The 13,946-nt window shown below is 62.9% G+C and carries 12 protein-coding genes; 3 read left to right on the top strand and 9 right to left on the bottom strand.

Annotated elements, in window-relative coordinates:
• Window positions 1-93 precede the first annotated feature (93 nt).
• The 6 genes from ACDP63_RS04430 to ACDP63_RS04405 form a co-directional block, all read right to left on the bottom strand.
• On the bottom strand, window positions 94-1,140 hold the full coding sequence (locus ACDP63_RS04430; RefSeq protein ID WP_183315362.1) for a toprim domain-containing protein: 1,047 nt from the start codon (window positions 1,138-1,140) through the stop codon (window positions 94-96).
• The gene (locus tag ACDP63_RS04425; protein ID WP_409927813.1) at window positions 1,140-5,462 is read right to left on the bottom strand and encodes a strawberry notch-like NTP hydrolase domain-containing protein; all 4,323 of its coding nucleotides are present in this window, start codon (window positions 5,460-5,462) and stop codon (window positions 1,140-1,142) included. The genes ACDP63_RS04430 and ACDP63_RS04425 overlap by 1 nt, the downstream gene beginning before the upstream one ends.
• A 160-nt stretch (window positions 5,463-5,622) precedes the next feature.
• Window positions 5,623-6,267, bottom strand: coding sequence for an antitoxin of toxin-antitoxin stability system (locus ACDP63_RS04420; RefSeq protein ID WP_409927812.1), 645 nt, complete (start codon window positions 6,265-6,267; stop codon window positions 5,623-5,625).
• The gene (locus ACDP63_RS04415; RefSeq protein ID WP_409927840.1) at window positions 6,260-6,676 is read right to left on the bottom strand and encodes a hypothetical protein; all 417 of its coding nucleotides are present in this window, start codon (window positions 6,674-6,676) and stop codon (window positions 6,260-6,262) included. Before ACDP63_RS04415 ends, ACDP63_RS04420 begins: the two co-directional genes overlap by 8 nt.
• A gap of 65 nt (window positions 6,677-6,741) precedes the next feature.
• The gene (locus ACDP63_RS04410) at window positions 6,742-7,290 is read right to left on the bottom strand and encodes a hypothetical protein (RefSeq protein WP_409927811.1); all 549 of its coding nucleotides are present in this window, start codon (window positions 7,288-7,290) and stop codon (window positions 6,742-6,744) included.
• Between the two features lie 200 nt (window positions 7,291-7,490).
• Window positions 7,491-7,655, bottom strand: coding sequence for a hypothetical protein (locus tag ACDP63_RS04405; protein WP_010335706.1), 165 nt, complete (start codon window positions 7,653-7,655; stop codon window positions 7,491-7,493).
• Between the two features lie 467 nt (window positions 7,656-8,122).
• Here ACDP63_RS04405 and ACDP63_RS04400 point away from each other — a divergent pair, with 467 nt between their 5' ends.
• A complete protein-coding gene (locus ACDP63_RS04400) occupies window positions 8,123-9,094 on the top strand; it encodes an arsenic resistance protein (RefSeq protein ID WP_409927810.1) in 972 nt (323 codons plus the stop codon).
• Window positions 9,095-9,207: 113 nt separating this feature from the next.
• On the opposite strand, the gene ACDP63_RS04395 is transcribed toward ACDP63_RS04400, so the two are convergent.
• From ACDP63_RS04395 to ACDP63_RS04385, 3 genes are all read right to left on the bottom strand, one after another.
• The gene (locus tag ACDP63_RS04395) at window positions 9,208-11,340 is read right to left on the bottom strand and encodes a ParB/RepB/Spo0J family partition protein (protein WP_409927809.1); all 2,133 of its coding nucleotides are present in this window, start codon (window positions 11,338-11,340) and stop codon (window positions 9,208-9,210) included.
• 124 nt (window positions 11,341-11,464) lie between these two features.
• Complete coding sequence (locus ACDP63_RS04390) at window positions 11,465-11,860, bottom strand: DUF2958 domain-containing protein (RefSeq protein WP_409927808.1); 396 nt, start codon at window positions 11,858-11,860, stop codon at window positions 11,465-11,467.
• Entirely contained in the window at window positions 11,857-12,819 is a 963-nt protein-coding gene (locus ACDP63_RS04385) for an ArdC family protein (RefSeq protein WP_409927807.1), read from the bottom strand. Before ACDP63_RS04385 ends, ACDP63_RS04390 begins: the two co-directional genes overlap by 4 nt.
• A gap of 308 nt (window positions 12,820-13,127) precedes the next feature.
• Here ACDP63_RS04385 and ACDP63_RS04380 point away from each other — a divergent pair, with 308 nt between their 5' ends.
• Together ACDP63_RS04380 and ACDP63_RS04375 are read left to right on the top strand one after the other, a co-directional pair.
• Complete coding sequence (locus tag ACDP63_RS04380) at window positions 13,128-13,430, top strand: DUF1778 domain-containing protein (protein WP_183315348.1); 303 nt, start codon at window positions 13,128-13,130, stop codon at window positions 13,428-13,430.
• A gap of 3 nt (window positions 13,431-13,433) precedes the next feature.
• Window positions 13,434-13,943: a GNAT family N-acetyltransferase gene (locus ACDP63_RS04375; protein WP_409927806.1), complete on the top strand. Its 510-nt coding sequence runs from the start codon at window positions 13,434-13,436 to the stop codon at window positions 13,941-13,943.
• Window positions 13,944-13,946: the final 3 nt, after the last annotated feature.

The following is a 13,946-nucleotide window of genomic DNA, read 5'->3' as shown; positions in this document are numbered from 1 at the left end:
TCTCAAGAAGGCCAAGGCGCGGTCCCCTTGCCGAGGTGCCCCAACCCCTTGCCCATGGCGGGATCGGTTATCCCCGATCAAGGCCCTCTCTGGCTATGGCGCGCACGACATGAAACGGCTGACGTCCTCAGGGGCAATCTGCACCCGGATCTGCGCCCGAAGCGCCTCAAGGCCGAAGCTGACGAGATCGTCGTTGAAATCTCCCAGCATGGGCGAAAGCGTGATGGCCTCGATCCCGGCCTCGATGGCCCGGTCCACCAGACTGTCCCGTGCGGCGTCGCCTGCCGGATCGTTGTCGCGGACGATATAGAGCCTGCGCAGATGCGGGGAGAGCTGGATGGCGGCGAGATGCCCGGCCGAGAGTGCGGAGACCATCGGCATGGTGGGCAGAGCCTGACGCAGCGACAGGATGGTTTCTATACCTTCCCCCGCCGCCATGACGTCCCTCACGCAACCGAAACGCACTGCATGTCCGAGCAGGTCGCCCATTGCCTTCCTCGGCGGATCGACCGGCGCTTTCCCGGAGCCGTCACGCATGAGCCAGGTGCGATGCGCGCCGGTGATCTTGCCGTCGAGGTCGGTGACGGCGGCGATCATGGCGGGCCAGGTTTCGGTGGGACCATCGCCCTCGGGGCGCCAATAGCAGGTCGGGTGAAAACGCAGATCTGCGGTTCCGCGTAAATCCGTAATGCCGCGTTGCCGTAAGTACGTCTCTGCGAGACTGCCGGTGAGCGGCTGCGTCATGCGCCAGAGCCGTCGGGCCGCCTCGGACGATCCGGGTGGTGCTTGCGGTGTTCGGGATCGGTGGGACTTTGGCTCCGGTTCGGGATGCGGCAGGCTGAGAAAGCGGCGGGCTTCTTGGGCAATGCCGGCGAAGTCGGTGAGGCCAAGGGTTTCGCCGATAACGTCGAGCAGATCGCCATGCTCGCCGCTCTGGGCATCGGTCCATTTTCCAGCCGCACCTTTACCAGCCTCTGGCCCGGTCAGACGGACGAACATTGAACGGCCGGGAGTGTTCCGTACATCCCCAACCTGCCAGTAATTGCCCTGTTTGCGCCCATTCGAGAGATAGTGGCGGCACACCGCCTCGGCCTGGCGACCGAGACGCTGCGCCAGTTCGGAAGCGTTGAGACGCGCCATCACGCAGCCACCCGCTCGGAGATGCGCTCGACGGGGAAGCGGTCGAGCAGTTTGCCGATGATCTCCGGCCCCAATGCGCCCACCGGCACGAAGAATCGTAGCTTCCAGGAGATGATCTCGCTGAAGAGACCATAGGTTCGCAGCCGATCGCGCATGGTATCGGTGAAGCCGGTGAGCTCGATCCGGTTGGCGCCCATGACCCGGACGCGTCGCAGTTGCAGCCCCTCGGTGAGATCGAGGATCGTGCGGCCTTCGATCAACGCGGCATAAGCGGCATCCGGCGTCAGGCTGCTGTTGACGCCACTGGTCGAAGCATTGGTAGCCCATGCCGGCGAGACCCGGCGACCGATGATGCGTTCGCCCTCGTCGGTCTGGAGCCGATAGACCCGGGAGGAGTCCTGCGGCAGGCGCTTCCAGATCGGCAGCAGAAGCCCAGTCACCATATGCAGGATGCTGTCGGTGAACTCCGGCACCTCTGCCAGTTCCGCGTTCCAGGCCGTGGCGAAGGAAGCCTGGTCCGCCTCGCCCCAATGGGTCTCATCCATTGTCCGCATGGGGATGCTCACCGCTTCCATCGGCCGGATCAACCGCACGCGGCGCTCGATCTCGCCATCATCCAGCATGACGCTGGTGGTGGGGATCTGCACGGCGGCGCGACCGGATCGCTCGTTGATGAGCAATCTTGCGCGGGGATCATCCAGTTCCGCCAGGGCTGCATCGAGCGTGACCGGCTGATTGCGCTTGCGCTCGGTGAGCGTCAGGAGCCGCGTTTCCGCGCCGGTGCCCGGATGGGTGTGGATCACCTGCCGGTCGGTGACGATGAAGCTTTCCGCCTTCAGCGTTTCCAGTCCCATGTCATAGGTGCCGGATGCAATCGCCCCGTCGATCCGCGCCTGCAGGAGCTGTTCGAAGGCCGAGAACAGGATGCACTGCAATTCGATGGTCAGCGCCAGCAGGCGATTGAGGAAGGTGGTGATCGGCGGTAGTTCGTCCTTCACACCATTGCTGTCCATCAGCTTCAGGCCGGTGGCGGATTCAAACCGTTCCAGCGAGCATCCCTCGACCTTACCGCGCACAATCAGCAGATAGAGCTGGCGCAACGCATCGCGGGCATAGGCGGATTCCAGATTGTCCTCGGGCCGGAACAGCCCCTGACCGCCGGTCTGGCGCTGGCCGCGGGTGATCGCGCCCAGCGTGTCGAGGCGGCGGGCGATGGTAGAGAGAAAGCGCTTCTCGGCCTTGACGTCCGTGGCGATGGGTCTGAACAGCGGCGGCTGAGCCTGATTGGTGCGGTTGGTGCGGCCCAGCCCCTGAATGGCGGCATCTGCCTTCCAGCCCGGCTCCAGGAGGTAATGCACGCGCAGCCGCTGGTTTTTCGCCGAGAGTTCGGCGTGATAGCTGCGCCCCGTGCCACCGGCATCCGAGAACACGAGGATGCGCTTCTGGTCATCCATGAAGGCCGAGGTCTCGGCAAGATTGGCAGAAGGTGCACGGTTCTCGACGGCCAAACGCGCCGATGCCCCGTCGCCCTTGCGCACGATCCGGCGCGAGCGGCCCGTGACCTCCGCCACCATATCCGTGCCGAAGCGCTGGACGATCTGATCGAGCGCCCCCGGCACGGGGGGAAGCGAACCCAGCTGCTCCAGCATCTCGTCGCGCCGCGCTACGGCTTCGCGGCTTTCGACCGGCTGACCATCGCGGAAGACGGGGCGTGACGAGAGTTTCCCCTCGCCATCGGTAAACGGCTCATAGAGCTGTACCGGGAAGGAATGCTGCAAATACGAGCCAACATATTCCCTCGGGGTGACATCGACGGAAATATCGTTCCATTCCTCGGTCGGGATCTCGGAAAGCCGCCGTTCCATCAGGGCTTCGCCGGTGGAGACGATCTGGATGACGGCGGCATGGCCCGCTTCCAGATCGGCCTCGATGGACCGGATCAGGGTCGGGGTTTTCATGGAAGTCAGCAGATGGCCGAAGAAGCGCTGTTTGGTGCTCTCGAAGGCCGAGCGCGCGGCGGATTTGGCCTGCCGGTTCAGCGTTCCCTCGCTGCCGGTGATGTTGGCGGCTTCCATTGCCGCGTCCAGATTGTTGTGAATGACGGCGAAAGCCCCGGCGTAGGCATCATAGATGCAGCGCTGTTCATCCGTGAGCTGATGCTCGATCAGTTCATATTCAACGCCATCATAGGAGAGCGAGCGGGCGGTATAGAGGCCGAGGGATCGCAGATCGCGGGCCAGCACTTCCATGGCCGCAACGCCACCGGCTTCGATCGCCTCAACGAACTCGGCGCGGGTCTGGAACGGAAAATCCTCACCGCCCCAGAGGCCAAGGCGCTGCGCATAGGCGAGATTGTGAACTGTGGTGGCGCCGGTCGCCGAGACATAAACCACGCGGGCGTCGGGCAGCGCGTGCTGAAGCCGCAGGCCCGCACGTCCTTGCTGCGAGGCGGCGACATCACCGCGTTCTCCTTTTCCGCCACCGGCATTCTGCATGGAATGGCTCTCGTCGAATATGATGGCTCCATCGAAATCGGACCCCAACCATTCGACGATCTGCTTGACGCGCGAAACCTTCTCGCCCCGGTCGTCGGAGCGTAGCGTGGCATAGGTGGTAAAAAGGATGCCTTCGGACAACGTGATTGGCTTGCCTTGCGGGAAGCGTGACAGAGGCGTGACAAGCAGCCGTTCCATGCCGAGCGCCGACCAGTCGCGCTGCGCGTCCTCGATCAGCTTATCGGATTTGGAGATCCAGATCGCCTTGCGCCGACCGCGCAGCCAGTTGTCGAGAATGATGGCGGCGGACTGGCGTCCCTTGCCAGCGCCGGTTCCATCACCGAGCATGAAGCCCCGGCGAAAGCGGATTGATCCCGCAGCATCCTCGGGCGCAGCGCTCACATTGTCGAAATGCTCGTCCACGGTCCATGCGCCGGCGAGATGATCGGCATGGGCTTCACCGGCATAGATCACCGTTTCAAGCTGGGCGTTCGACAGACGCGCGCAGATGTCAGCGGGCAGCATGGGCCGGTAGGAGGGCTTCGGCGGTGCGACCGAGGCCATGGCGGCGGATTGCACCAGCCTGGTCGGATGCGGCTGCGCGCCAGCAATGCGCAGCGATTGCAGCGCATATTCCTCATAGATCGCGTCGGACAGGCGAGCGCCTTCGGGTGGCGTCCAGTCCACGGTCTCATAGGCGAGTTCGACGCCCTCGGGATCTTTGGCGGGAGCAGCGACAGGCCGAGCAGCAGTCGCGCGGGCCAGATAGCCCCGCACGGTTTTCGGCGCGGCGGTCGAAGCGGGAAAGACGATCTTCGGTAGTGATACCGGCAGGCGCTGCGGGACCAGCGCCTCGATCCATCCGATCAGCGTGGCTACATCGGGGGCGATTCCCGGTGAGGTCGGAAAACTCGCCGGATATTCGGCGGGCAATTTGTCGATCACGGTCAGCCGCGTGTCGATCGTGGTGCCGTGCTTTGCATAGACCGCGCCATCGACGGCGGCGCTGAACACCACGCGACCACGGGCCTGCAAGCGGATGAACGCGTCCCGCCATGCCGGAGCTTCGGGGCCAAAGCCAGCGCCGGTGATCGTCACCAGCCGACCGCCCGGAGCAAGACGGGCCAGCGCCGAGGCGACATGGCGAAGCGCAGCATCCGCCATCCGTCCCTCGACATTGGCCATGACCGAGAATGGCGGGTTCATCAGCACCACCGACGGCACGGCCTCCGGTGCCAGATGATCGTCGATCTGGGCGGCGTCGCATCGGGTGACGGGACAGGCCGGAAAGAGGGACGAGAGAAGATCGGCGCGGATCTCGGCGAGTTCATTGAGGATCAGCGAACCGCCGGCAGTCTGTGCCAGGATCGCCATCAGGCCGGTGCCAGCCGAGGGCTCCATCACCCTATCATCAGGCGTGATGGCGGCAGCCGTCAGAGCGGCAAGGCCGAGCGGGATCGGCGTCGAAAACTGCTGGAAGCTCTGGCTTTCCTCGGAACGCCGGGTCTGCGTGGGCAACAGCGCCGCGATCTTTGCCAACACGGAAATCCGTGCAGCCGGAGACGCGGCTTTACGGAAAAGCGCCTTTCCGTATTTGCGTAAGAAAAGGACGGTAGCGACCTCACCGGCCTCATAGGCGAGCTTCCAGTCCCAGGCGCCGGTAGCGTCCGACGCGCCGAAAGCCGTTTCCATCGCACCGCGCAATGTCACGGCATCGACGCGCTGACCGCGTTCGAGATGGGGGAGCAGATGATTGGCCGCAGCCAGGATCGCTGGCGCAGCCGCCAGCGGCGTGACCGGATCGGCCACGGGGAAAACCATGTTCATGTCGGGAACCTCAGGAGAGTGGGAAGGACAAGCCCGGACGGCGCTCTCTCTCTCGACCGCCCTGACCTGACCACTTCCGGCCCACCTCTCACTCTCAAAGCGCAGCATAAAAAAAGCGCCCCGACCGGACGGCGGGGCGCTTGGCAGTGTCTTCCCGGGATCATCCGAAGCGGCGACCGGCTTCGGTAAAGGTGTATTCATTGGCAGCGATGGTTTCATCGACCACTCCGTCCGAGGACAGATAATCATATTCGCGCTCAAGCTGGCGGTAGAGCCAGCGGGCCAGATCGCGCAGCGCCTCGACGATCGTCTCCTCGGTATCGGCGGTCATGTCCTGCCCGGTCGGGCTGTCGCGCTCGGCCGAGATCGACATGCAGTATTCGTGGTAATAATGGCCGCGATGGGTGGCTTCGGCGCGAAGCTGGTAGAAATTGCGCCGCTGGACCGTCTGCAGGGCATCGGCGATGCGATGCAGTTCGGTGTCCTGCGGGGCGTATTCCCGGATCAGGCGCGGCGCATGCTTCCGGTAGGAATAGAAGGTCTCGAAGCACGCACCGTCGCCCTGCGAGCAGAAGCCTCGGAACCAGATGCAGGGTTCCTGTCTGGTGCTGCCGCCCATCAATCGGACGGTGCGGGTCTTGAGGTTCAGCCCGAGGATTTCGGCGATGTGCTGGAAATCCTCATAGACTGCATCGTACCAGTCATAGTCGAAGCCGCCCTCACGATACCAGGCGCGGGCCTTCTCCCTCGCCGCATCGGACAATTCGCCCAAGCGATAGACGGTGGTTTCGATGATCTCAGGCATAGGGATCTCTCCCTTCGAGCACCGAGGAAAGCCAACCATCGGTGTAAATCCAGTCCACCGTTTCGCCGGTGGCAAGATCGAGGACATGCGCACCACCGCCGAAGCCATCGATTCTCGGCCTGGAACAACTGTTTGCATATTGAAGGCCCCATAGACCCGTCAGACCGAACTCGGTGGCGCAGCGTTTGACGAACTGGATGACATGCTCGGGATCGCCGGTGACGTCATCACGCATCCAGAGCTGAGTGCCACCATGTTCTGGCTGGATGGAGAGCACGAAGCCGTCCGATGGCGGATCTTCGGCGGCAGTGTCATCCGCCAGTGCGTTGTAGAGATCGAGTGCGCGGGCAGCGTTTTCGGGGGTGCCCACGTCAAGCAGGCAAGAAAAGTGCGTGAAATAGTCGGCCATGATGGTCTCCTGAGAAGACATGGCCCGATGCACGACCGGGCCGAATGGGTAAAAAATGATGAAGCTCATGCGGCCTGCGGCAACCGGAGCAGATCGGCCGAGGTTTCGCGCCAGAAGGGATCGACCAACCGGGCTTCCAGCGCAGCAGCGCGGTAACGCAGCCGTCTCGCATTACCGGCGTCCAAGGCTCGGAATGCCATACCGCGCAGGCGGCTGGCCTCGGTCACGATCCTGCGTGCTTCGGCATCGGATGCGACGGGCTGTTCCCAGAGGATAATGTCGGCGCGGATTTCGCCGGCGAGGACCAGGCGCTGATCGTGGTCCTGAATGAGCATGATGCGCGGCTGGAAATACGGGAAGCTGTCCGGCCCCGTGCAAATATCACCGCGCGCCACGCGCAAGGCCGCGGCCTGTATGGCCTCTTCCGGGGACGGGCATTCCCCAAGCGGGATCACGCGGTCAAAGCTGTTCGCCGCGTCATTGGCGTCATAGCTGGCCACACCAAGGCACGAGATGCGCAGCGGCAGCTTTTGCGACCGATAAAGCACGGGCAGAACATCGGCAGCCAGAATCTGACCGATGGAACGGAAGGTTTCGGAACGGGGAAAGGTCATCGGTATTACTCCATGACGGGCGCTGGTGAGCCTCTCTCTCCAGCCCTCAACCCGTCACGGCCGAACGGCCCACACTCTTCCTCTCTGACCGGGCTTGTTCCCGGTTCCGCTGCCGACGATGTAGGATCATCGTGAGGCACTGAAGGCCCGAAGCGCGGGCTGCCGCGCTCGGGCCGTCGGGGATGAGGCGCTTTCGCGCCTTACTCCCACGGGTCCAGCTCCAGCTTCACCATGTCGTCGTCGCCGTCGAACTCGGCGGCGGGGCAAGCGGCGTGGGTGCCGTCTCCGGCCTGGAACACAACGATCGAAACCATCAACGTGGTGGCGAGGCTGGCGGCGAAGGCGGTGGCATCTGCATAGGACATGGGTTCCGGCTCCTGTCTTTGGAGGCGGGGGACCATCCCCCGCGCGACAGGCGCCCGAAGTGTCTGACCGGATCTGCAATCACCCGAGGGCGTTCGGACTTTTTCCGAATCCCCGAGGGCGGCACGCGAAGCGTCAAGCCGACCCCTTCGGGGTTGAATGTCAAAGAGACGGATCGGACCAAGGTTTGCGAATGGAAGCGGGGGTGGTTTTTCGCATCTGACTGGATGCCGGATACCCGTCGCAGATGCTCTGTCGCGCCAGCCTTGCCACCATGCTGGCATCAGGATCGTGTTCCGTTCATGCCAGAGATGGCTCTCGCTTGCCCATGTGCAGGATGACCGGGTTTATGGTGAAGCTGGAGTTGTATCAGTGGATCGCCGAAAAGGAGCCCAGACCGGTCGCTCGCAGCTACCGCATGAATGGTATAGGCATATGCCAAGATGTGTGTTTGCAAATAGGGATCAACATGCGTGACATTCTGGAGCGGCAACAGGTGTGGATCTACTTCGCGACTGTCGCTCTTGCCGCGATCCTGGGATTTGCCCTGTCAGGCACTGGCGAATTGGAAGGCGGGATTAATTCCGCACTGGCCTTCATGTTATTTGTCACCTTCCTCCAGGTGCCGTTGCCGGAGATTGGCCGAGGATTCCGCGAAACGCGCTTTCTGGGTGCCCTTCTGGTCAGTAACTTCATCGCCGTTCCGATCCTTGCCTTCCTGCTATCGCAATTTGCCATAGACGACGCTCTGCTGCGTCTTGGCATCCTTATGGTGCTGCTGACGCCCTGCATCGACTACGTGATCACCTTTGCCCATCTGGGGCGGGCTGATGCGAGGCTGCTGCTGTCATCGACGCCGATCTTGCTGCTGGTGCAGATGGCGCTGCTGCCGATTTACCTTGGCCTGTTCATTGGCGAAGAAGCCGCCAACCTCGTGCATATTGGCCCGTTTCTGCATGCGTTTGTCTGGTTGATCGCCGTGCCACTGATTTGCGCTGGCGCTGTCCAGCTCTGGGCTGCGCGGCATACGACAGGGCAGCGTGTCAGTGACGTTTTGGGGTTTCTTCCGGTCCCTGCAACGGCCCTGGTCCTTTTCCTCGTTGTAGCTGCCACTGTTCCCGTTCTGGGGGCCGCCAGCCGCCATGCGCTATCCGCCCTGCCGATCTACATCGCTTTTGCCGTCACCGCCCCGTTCTGCGGCTGGGGCATCGCTCGGGCCTTCGGTCTGAAACCTGCTGCGGGGCGGGCCGTGTCCTTCTCGTCTGCAACCCGAAATTCCCTCGTTGTGCTGCCGCTAGCCCTTGCTGTTCCGGGTGCGATACCCGTGCTTCCGGCTGTGATCGTGACGCAGACCTTGGTGGAACTAATCGCCGAATTGATCTACATTCGCGTCTTTCCGCGTTTCGGAAGGGCGCACGAGGATCAGGCTCCGTCGGCCTGAACCGCGGGATTATCCGGCCCAGTTTCTAAAGAAAAAGCCCGATCACGAGGACCGGGCGGGTTGCAGAAACGGAGCGGTTGGAACGGGACGACCGAAGCCGCCCCGCATGCGTGCTATTCAGCAGCGACCATATGCTGTTCTTCTTCATCCTCCGTCGGATCGTCCTCATCATCGCCGGAGAGGAAATCAGGCAGATCGTCGGCTTCGGTGGCCGGGGCCGGATCAACTTCGATCCCGTCATCCACCATGCGCAGCGGCTCAGGCAGCCAACCGGAATCGGCCAGTAGGCGTTCGGCCTCCTTGGCCATATCACCCTTCTTCAAGTGCCCGATCAGATCGGCAGCCTGGTCTCCGGCCCCTTCGCGCACAGCCTCAAGGATACGCGGCTTGGTCACGCGGCCGAGATAGTTGCCAACCGTCGGCCGCCAGCCCACAGCCACCATGTCGAGGCCGATCGAACGGGCCAGCCGGTCAGCCTGCGACAGGCGGATGTCCAGCCCGTGCTGGCTGACGCCCGTGCCGCTGTAAGGGTTCGGTTTCTCATAGAGCGCATTGATACCGTAGCTGACGCAATGGGCGAGCAGATCCATGCGCGAACCATCGTCCAGATCGGTCAGCCAATCCCAGAGAGCGGCATCGTCTGCCGGGACATGATCGCCCCAGCGTTGGTGGCGGTCAGCGATGGCCTTGGCCGACGCGCTATCGCGCAGATCCTCGGCCTGTGCGGGCAGATGAACCTCCCGGACCTGTGCTTCCAGGCATCCGCGACTGGAATGCGGCATGAAGCAATCCATTACCAGCCTGTGCAGCAGCGCCGTCATGGCGACATGCGGGTTCACGGCCACCGCATCCCGCAGCGCCAGCGTGCGATGCGCGGTCAGTTCGCTGACCAGGCGATCGGGCAGCGGCTTGATAGTGTCGGCCTCGTCTTCCTCCTCGGTTTCGACTGCCTGGCCGCCCAGCGTAATGACAGCACGCATGCGGCCGTCCTCCGGTTCTGCCCGTTGAATCACCTCGCCGGTTTCCGGGTCAACGATCTCCGCCTCCGGTTTCGCAGGCGTTTCATCCTCGGCGCGAACATAGCCGCGTTCGATCAGCAATGCGCCATCGGCATCGATGCTGATGAAGACACCGGCCATGCCGATCTGGTCCGGCTCGAAGGTCATCGGGCGGCGCTCGAACGCTTCCAGCGCCTGTTCGATCTCGCCCAAGCGAGCATCGATCTCGTCCGGCAGTTCGTCAGCCTCACCATATTCGGCTTCAAGCCGGTCATATTCATCGCGCAATGCCTCGCGGGTAGCGCGTTCCTCTTCGCTCAGATCGACCGTGGTGCCGACAAGCTGGCGAAGGCCATTGTCGTGACCATAGGGAAAGGTGATGGCGACCTCGACCCATTTCCAGCCCTCGGCGGCGATGGCTTCGGCCTCGGCCTTCAGCTTTTCGCCCACCAGCCGGTCGAGCAACACGGGATCTTGCAGCCAGCCGCCATCGTCCTGCTGAAAGAGATCGCGCAGCACGTAGCCACCAGCCTCTTCATAGGCTGCGATGCCGACAAACACCGCTCGCTTGTCGGAGGCTCGGACTGTGGTTTCGGTCAGCAGGCGGCGGATGTGGTACGGTTCCTTCTGCCAGCCATCCTTGATTGCCTCCCAGACCTGCTCCTGACGGGCATGGTCAGAACTGACGCTGAAGGCCATGAGCTGTTCCAGCGTCATGCCGTCCTCGGCATAGAGGTCGAGCAATGCCGGTGAGACGGAAACAAGACGCAAGCGCTGCTTCACCACCTTGGCATCCACGAAGAAGGCGGCGGCAATGGCTTCCTCGCTCATGCCCTTTTCCCGCATGGCCTGGAAGGCGCGGAACTGATCGAGCGGATGCAGGGGCGCGCGCTCGATATTCTCGGCGAGCGAAACCTCGTCAATCAGCACATCGGCACTGGCTTCCGACACCACGCACGGAACCGGCGCGACCTTGGCGAGGCGCTTCTGCTTGACCAGCAGTTCCAGCGCGCGGAAGCGGCGACCGCCGGCGGGAACCTCGAACATGCCGGTTTCCTTACCCTCGGCATCCACGACCGGGCGGACATGCAGGGACTGGATCAGGCCGCGACGGGCGATGGACTCGGCCAGCTCCTCGACCGAGATCCCGGCCTTGACGCGCCGGACATTGGACTGGCTGAGCACCAGCTTGTTGAAGGGAATGTCGCGCGAGGACGACAGGGTGATCTTCTGAACGGCAGTGGCCATGTCAGTTACTCCATGACGGACGCCGGTGAGCCTCTCTCTCCGGCTATCAGCCCGTCACGAAGCGAAGCGCCGCCCTCTTCCTCTGAAGAGAGCGACGCCAGCCGCAGAACCTGAAACCCTGAAATCAGGCACTCCGGTTTTCTGTATCGGCGGATGTACGGGAAAAGCCAGCGCCGACGCGGTAGAGCAAGCGCTCGGCGGTGCGAATGCTGCCGGTCTCACGGGCGGCCTCGGCCCAGACCGAGATCGGGAAATCCCCGGTGAACAATATATCGCGCTCGATGCCCATGCCGAAGGGCAGCCGGACTGACTGCATCTCGCCAAGGCTCCACGACCCCAGTTCGGGATAGCCGAGATCGGCCAGACCGAACATGATGTCGCCATCGTCATCCAGTTCGGTGGCAAGCCAGACGCCTTCACCGAGGGGGTTGAAGAACTTCACGACCGGGATGTGATCCTGATCGCGCTGGCGACCATTCGCCAGCAGACGGTCGCGCTGTGTGCCGGTCAGGAGGATCATGCCGCAGCCCTCCGGTCGGTTACGCTGGCATCCGGCTCCACGGTGTCCTCAGCAGGCAGATGCGACAGCAGCCAGTCCGCCGCCTTGCTGGCCTGCGAGGCTGCGCGGACAATGGCGCGGGAATCCTCCCGCATGACCTCCAACCACGACCCAATATAGTCGGCATGGCGCACGGTCGGCACGATCCCGAGCGCGGCGCAGTTGAAAGCCGCAGTCTGCTCGGCAATCATCTCTTCGAAGGCGTATTTCTTCGAGCCGAACGAGCCGGTCAGATCGCGGTTGAGACGGCTTTGATGGCCGCTGGCGTGCCCCAGCTCGTGGAGGGCCGTCCGGTGCCAGTTGATCGGCTCGAAATAGGCTTGCGGAGGCGGCACCTGCACATAGTCGAGGGACGGCATATAGAAGGCGCGATTGCCACCGATACGGAAGTCGATGCCGGTGGCCCGGATCAGCGCCTCGACCCGAGGTTCGATCAGGCCGGGCGGCGGTGGCGGCGCGACTGCCGTGATGTCATCGGGCAGGCCATCGCATTGCGCGGCGTTGAAGACGGTGAACCGCTTCAGGAACGGAATGGTATGTGCATCCTCACCCGTCTCGCGGGCACGGCGCTTTTCGTCCTCGGGGGTGAAACGGTCGGCATAAACGACAGTCGTACCACGCTCGCCCTTCCTGACATTACCGCCAAGAGAAAGCGCCTGGCGGAACGTCAGCCACGCCTGACCTGGGAATCCGTGCTGGATGACAGCGCCCCAGAGGATGAGAATATTGATACCGGAATAAGACCGGCCGGTTGAGGCATTTCTCGGCAGGCCCAGCGGGGCTGTATCGGGCGACGCGCCCCAGGGCTGGACCCAGGGGAGCCGGCCTTGCTCCAGCTCGGCGATGATCTTGTTGGTGATGTCGTCGTAAAGGTTGCTGCGCGCGCCACCATCAGCGGGGCTGCGATCGTGTCTGGCCATCGGGATGATCTCCGCGACGGGCGCCAGAAGCCTCTCTTCCAGCCCTCAACCCGTCACGGAAAACCCGTCCACACTCTCACTCTAAGGGGCGTTGCGGGGTCTCCCCGCTGATGGGGGTGCGTCGGCAACGCCAGTGCCGGCCAGGGGGAAGGCTTTCCCCCGCCGAGTATCAGCAAAGCCGCCCAAGTTCATGACACTGCTGATTTTGAGCGTCCTGGCTATTCCAATCATGGCTCACGCAGCTTGTCTGTGAATCTTGATTTTTCCGGCCAATGGCCGTACATTCCCTCCAAAGTTGGAGATGAAAAATGGCCAAGACAGCAAAAAGGTCCATATCTGGACGCGTCCGTGGGGAACGTCTTGAGACGCGTGTGACCGCTGACCAGAAACGTCTGATCGAACATGCCGCTGCGCTACAAGGACGGACGGTGACGGATTTTGTTTTGACAAGCGTGCAAGATGCGGCGCGGCGCGCCATCGAGGAACATCAGAATCTGGAGCTTTCGGTACGGGACGGCCAGGCGTTCGTCCAGGCTCTGGTCGAACCACAGCCGGTCAACGAACGACTGCAAGACACCGTTCGCCGTTATCGCGAGAGAACAGGCGTCTGACGAGTGGGAGGAGCAGACGACATTCTGCGGGTCGAGATTCTCGGCCCGCAACATGACCGATCGGGATTCGAAAGCGGCGTAGCGCCGCTCGACCGATATTTCCAGACGCAGGCCGGGCAGGACGCCAGAAAGAAGATGGCGGCACCATTTGTCCTCGTGCTGAAGGACGGAAGCCTTGCCGGATATTACACGCTTTCATCGACAGCGGTGCGGCTTCCGGAACTGCCGGGGACCGTCGTCCGCAAACTGCCGCGGTATCCTTTAATCCCGGCGACCTTGCTGGGTCGCCTCGCGGTCGATCAGCGCTATCAGGGAAGAGGATACGGCCGGTTTCTTCTCGCGGACGCGCTCTATCGGGCCGTGCGCAGCGAGATCGCATCCTTTGCGGTGATCGTGGACGCCAAGGACGAAGGCGCAAAGCGCTTCTATGAGCGCGAGAGTTTTTTGCCGTTTCCAGAACAGCCGATGAAGTTGTTCCGGCCTATGGCGGATATTGAAGCATTGTTCAAATGAGGG

Origin of the sequence: Paracoccus sp. P2, assembly GCF_046335115.1 — a bacterium.
In the GTDB taxonomy this organism is placed as follows: domain Bacteria; phylum Pseudomonadota; class Alphaproteobacteria; order Rhodobacterales; family Rhodobacteraceae; genus Paracoccus; species Paracoccus pantotrophus.
This window is presented reverse-complemented; position numbering and strand designations above follow the sequence as displayed.

Coding starts and splice junctions, on each gene's coding strand:
- ACDP63_RS04420 (WP_409927812.1), bottom strand. CDS start 6,267: ATGCCTGAGATCATCGAAACCACCGTCTATCGCTTGGGCGAATTGTCC.
- ACDP63_RS04390 (WP_409927808.1), bottom strand. CDS start 11,860: ATGATCCTCCTGACCGGCACACAGCGCGACCGTCTGCTGGCGAATGGT.
- ACDP63_RS04385 (WP_409927807.1), bottom strand. CDS start 12,819: ATGGCCAGACACGATCGCAGCCCCGCTGATGGTGGCGCGCGCAGCAAC.
- ACDP63_RS04415 (WP_409927840.1), bottom strand. CDS start 6,676: ATGGCCGACTATTTCACGCACTTTTCTTGCCTGCTTGACGTGGGCACC.
- ACDP63_RS04405 (WP_010335706.1), bottom strand. CDS start 7,655: ATGTCCTATGCAGATGCCACCGCCTTCGCCGCCAGCCTCGCCACCACG.
- ACDP63_RS04400 (WP_409927810.1), top strand. CDS start 8,123: ATGCGTGACATTCTGGAGCGGCAACAGGTGTGGATCTACTTCGCGACT.
- ACDP63_RS04430 (WP_183315362.1), bottom strand. CDS start 1,140: ATGGCGCGTCTCAACGCTTCCGAACTGGCGCAGCGTCTCGGTCGCCAG.
- ACDP63_RS04425 (WP_409927813.1), bottom strand. CDS start 5,462: ATGAACATGGTTTTCCCCGTGGCCGATCCGGTCACGCCGCTGGCGGCT.
- ACDP63_RS04410 (WP_409927811.1), bottom strand. CDS start 7,290: ATGACCTTTCCCCGTTCCGAAACCTTCCGTTCCATCGGTCAGATTCTG.
- ACDP63_RS04395 (WP_409927809.1), bottom strand. CDS start 11,340: ATGGCCACTGCCGTTCAGAAGATCACCCTGTCGTCCTCGCGCGACATT.
- ACDP63_RS04380 (WP_183315348.1), top strand. CDS start 13,128: ATGGCCAAGACAGCAAAAAGGTCCATATCTGGACGCGTCCGTGGGGAA.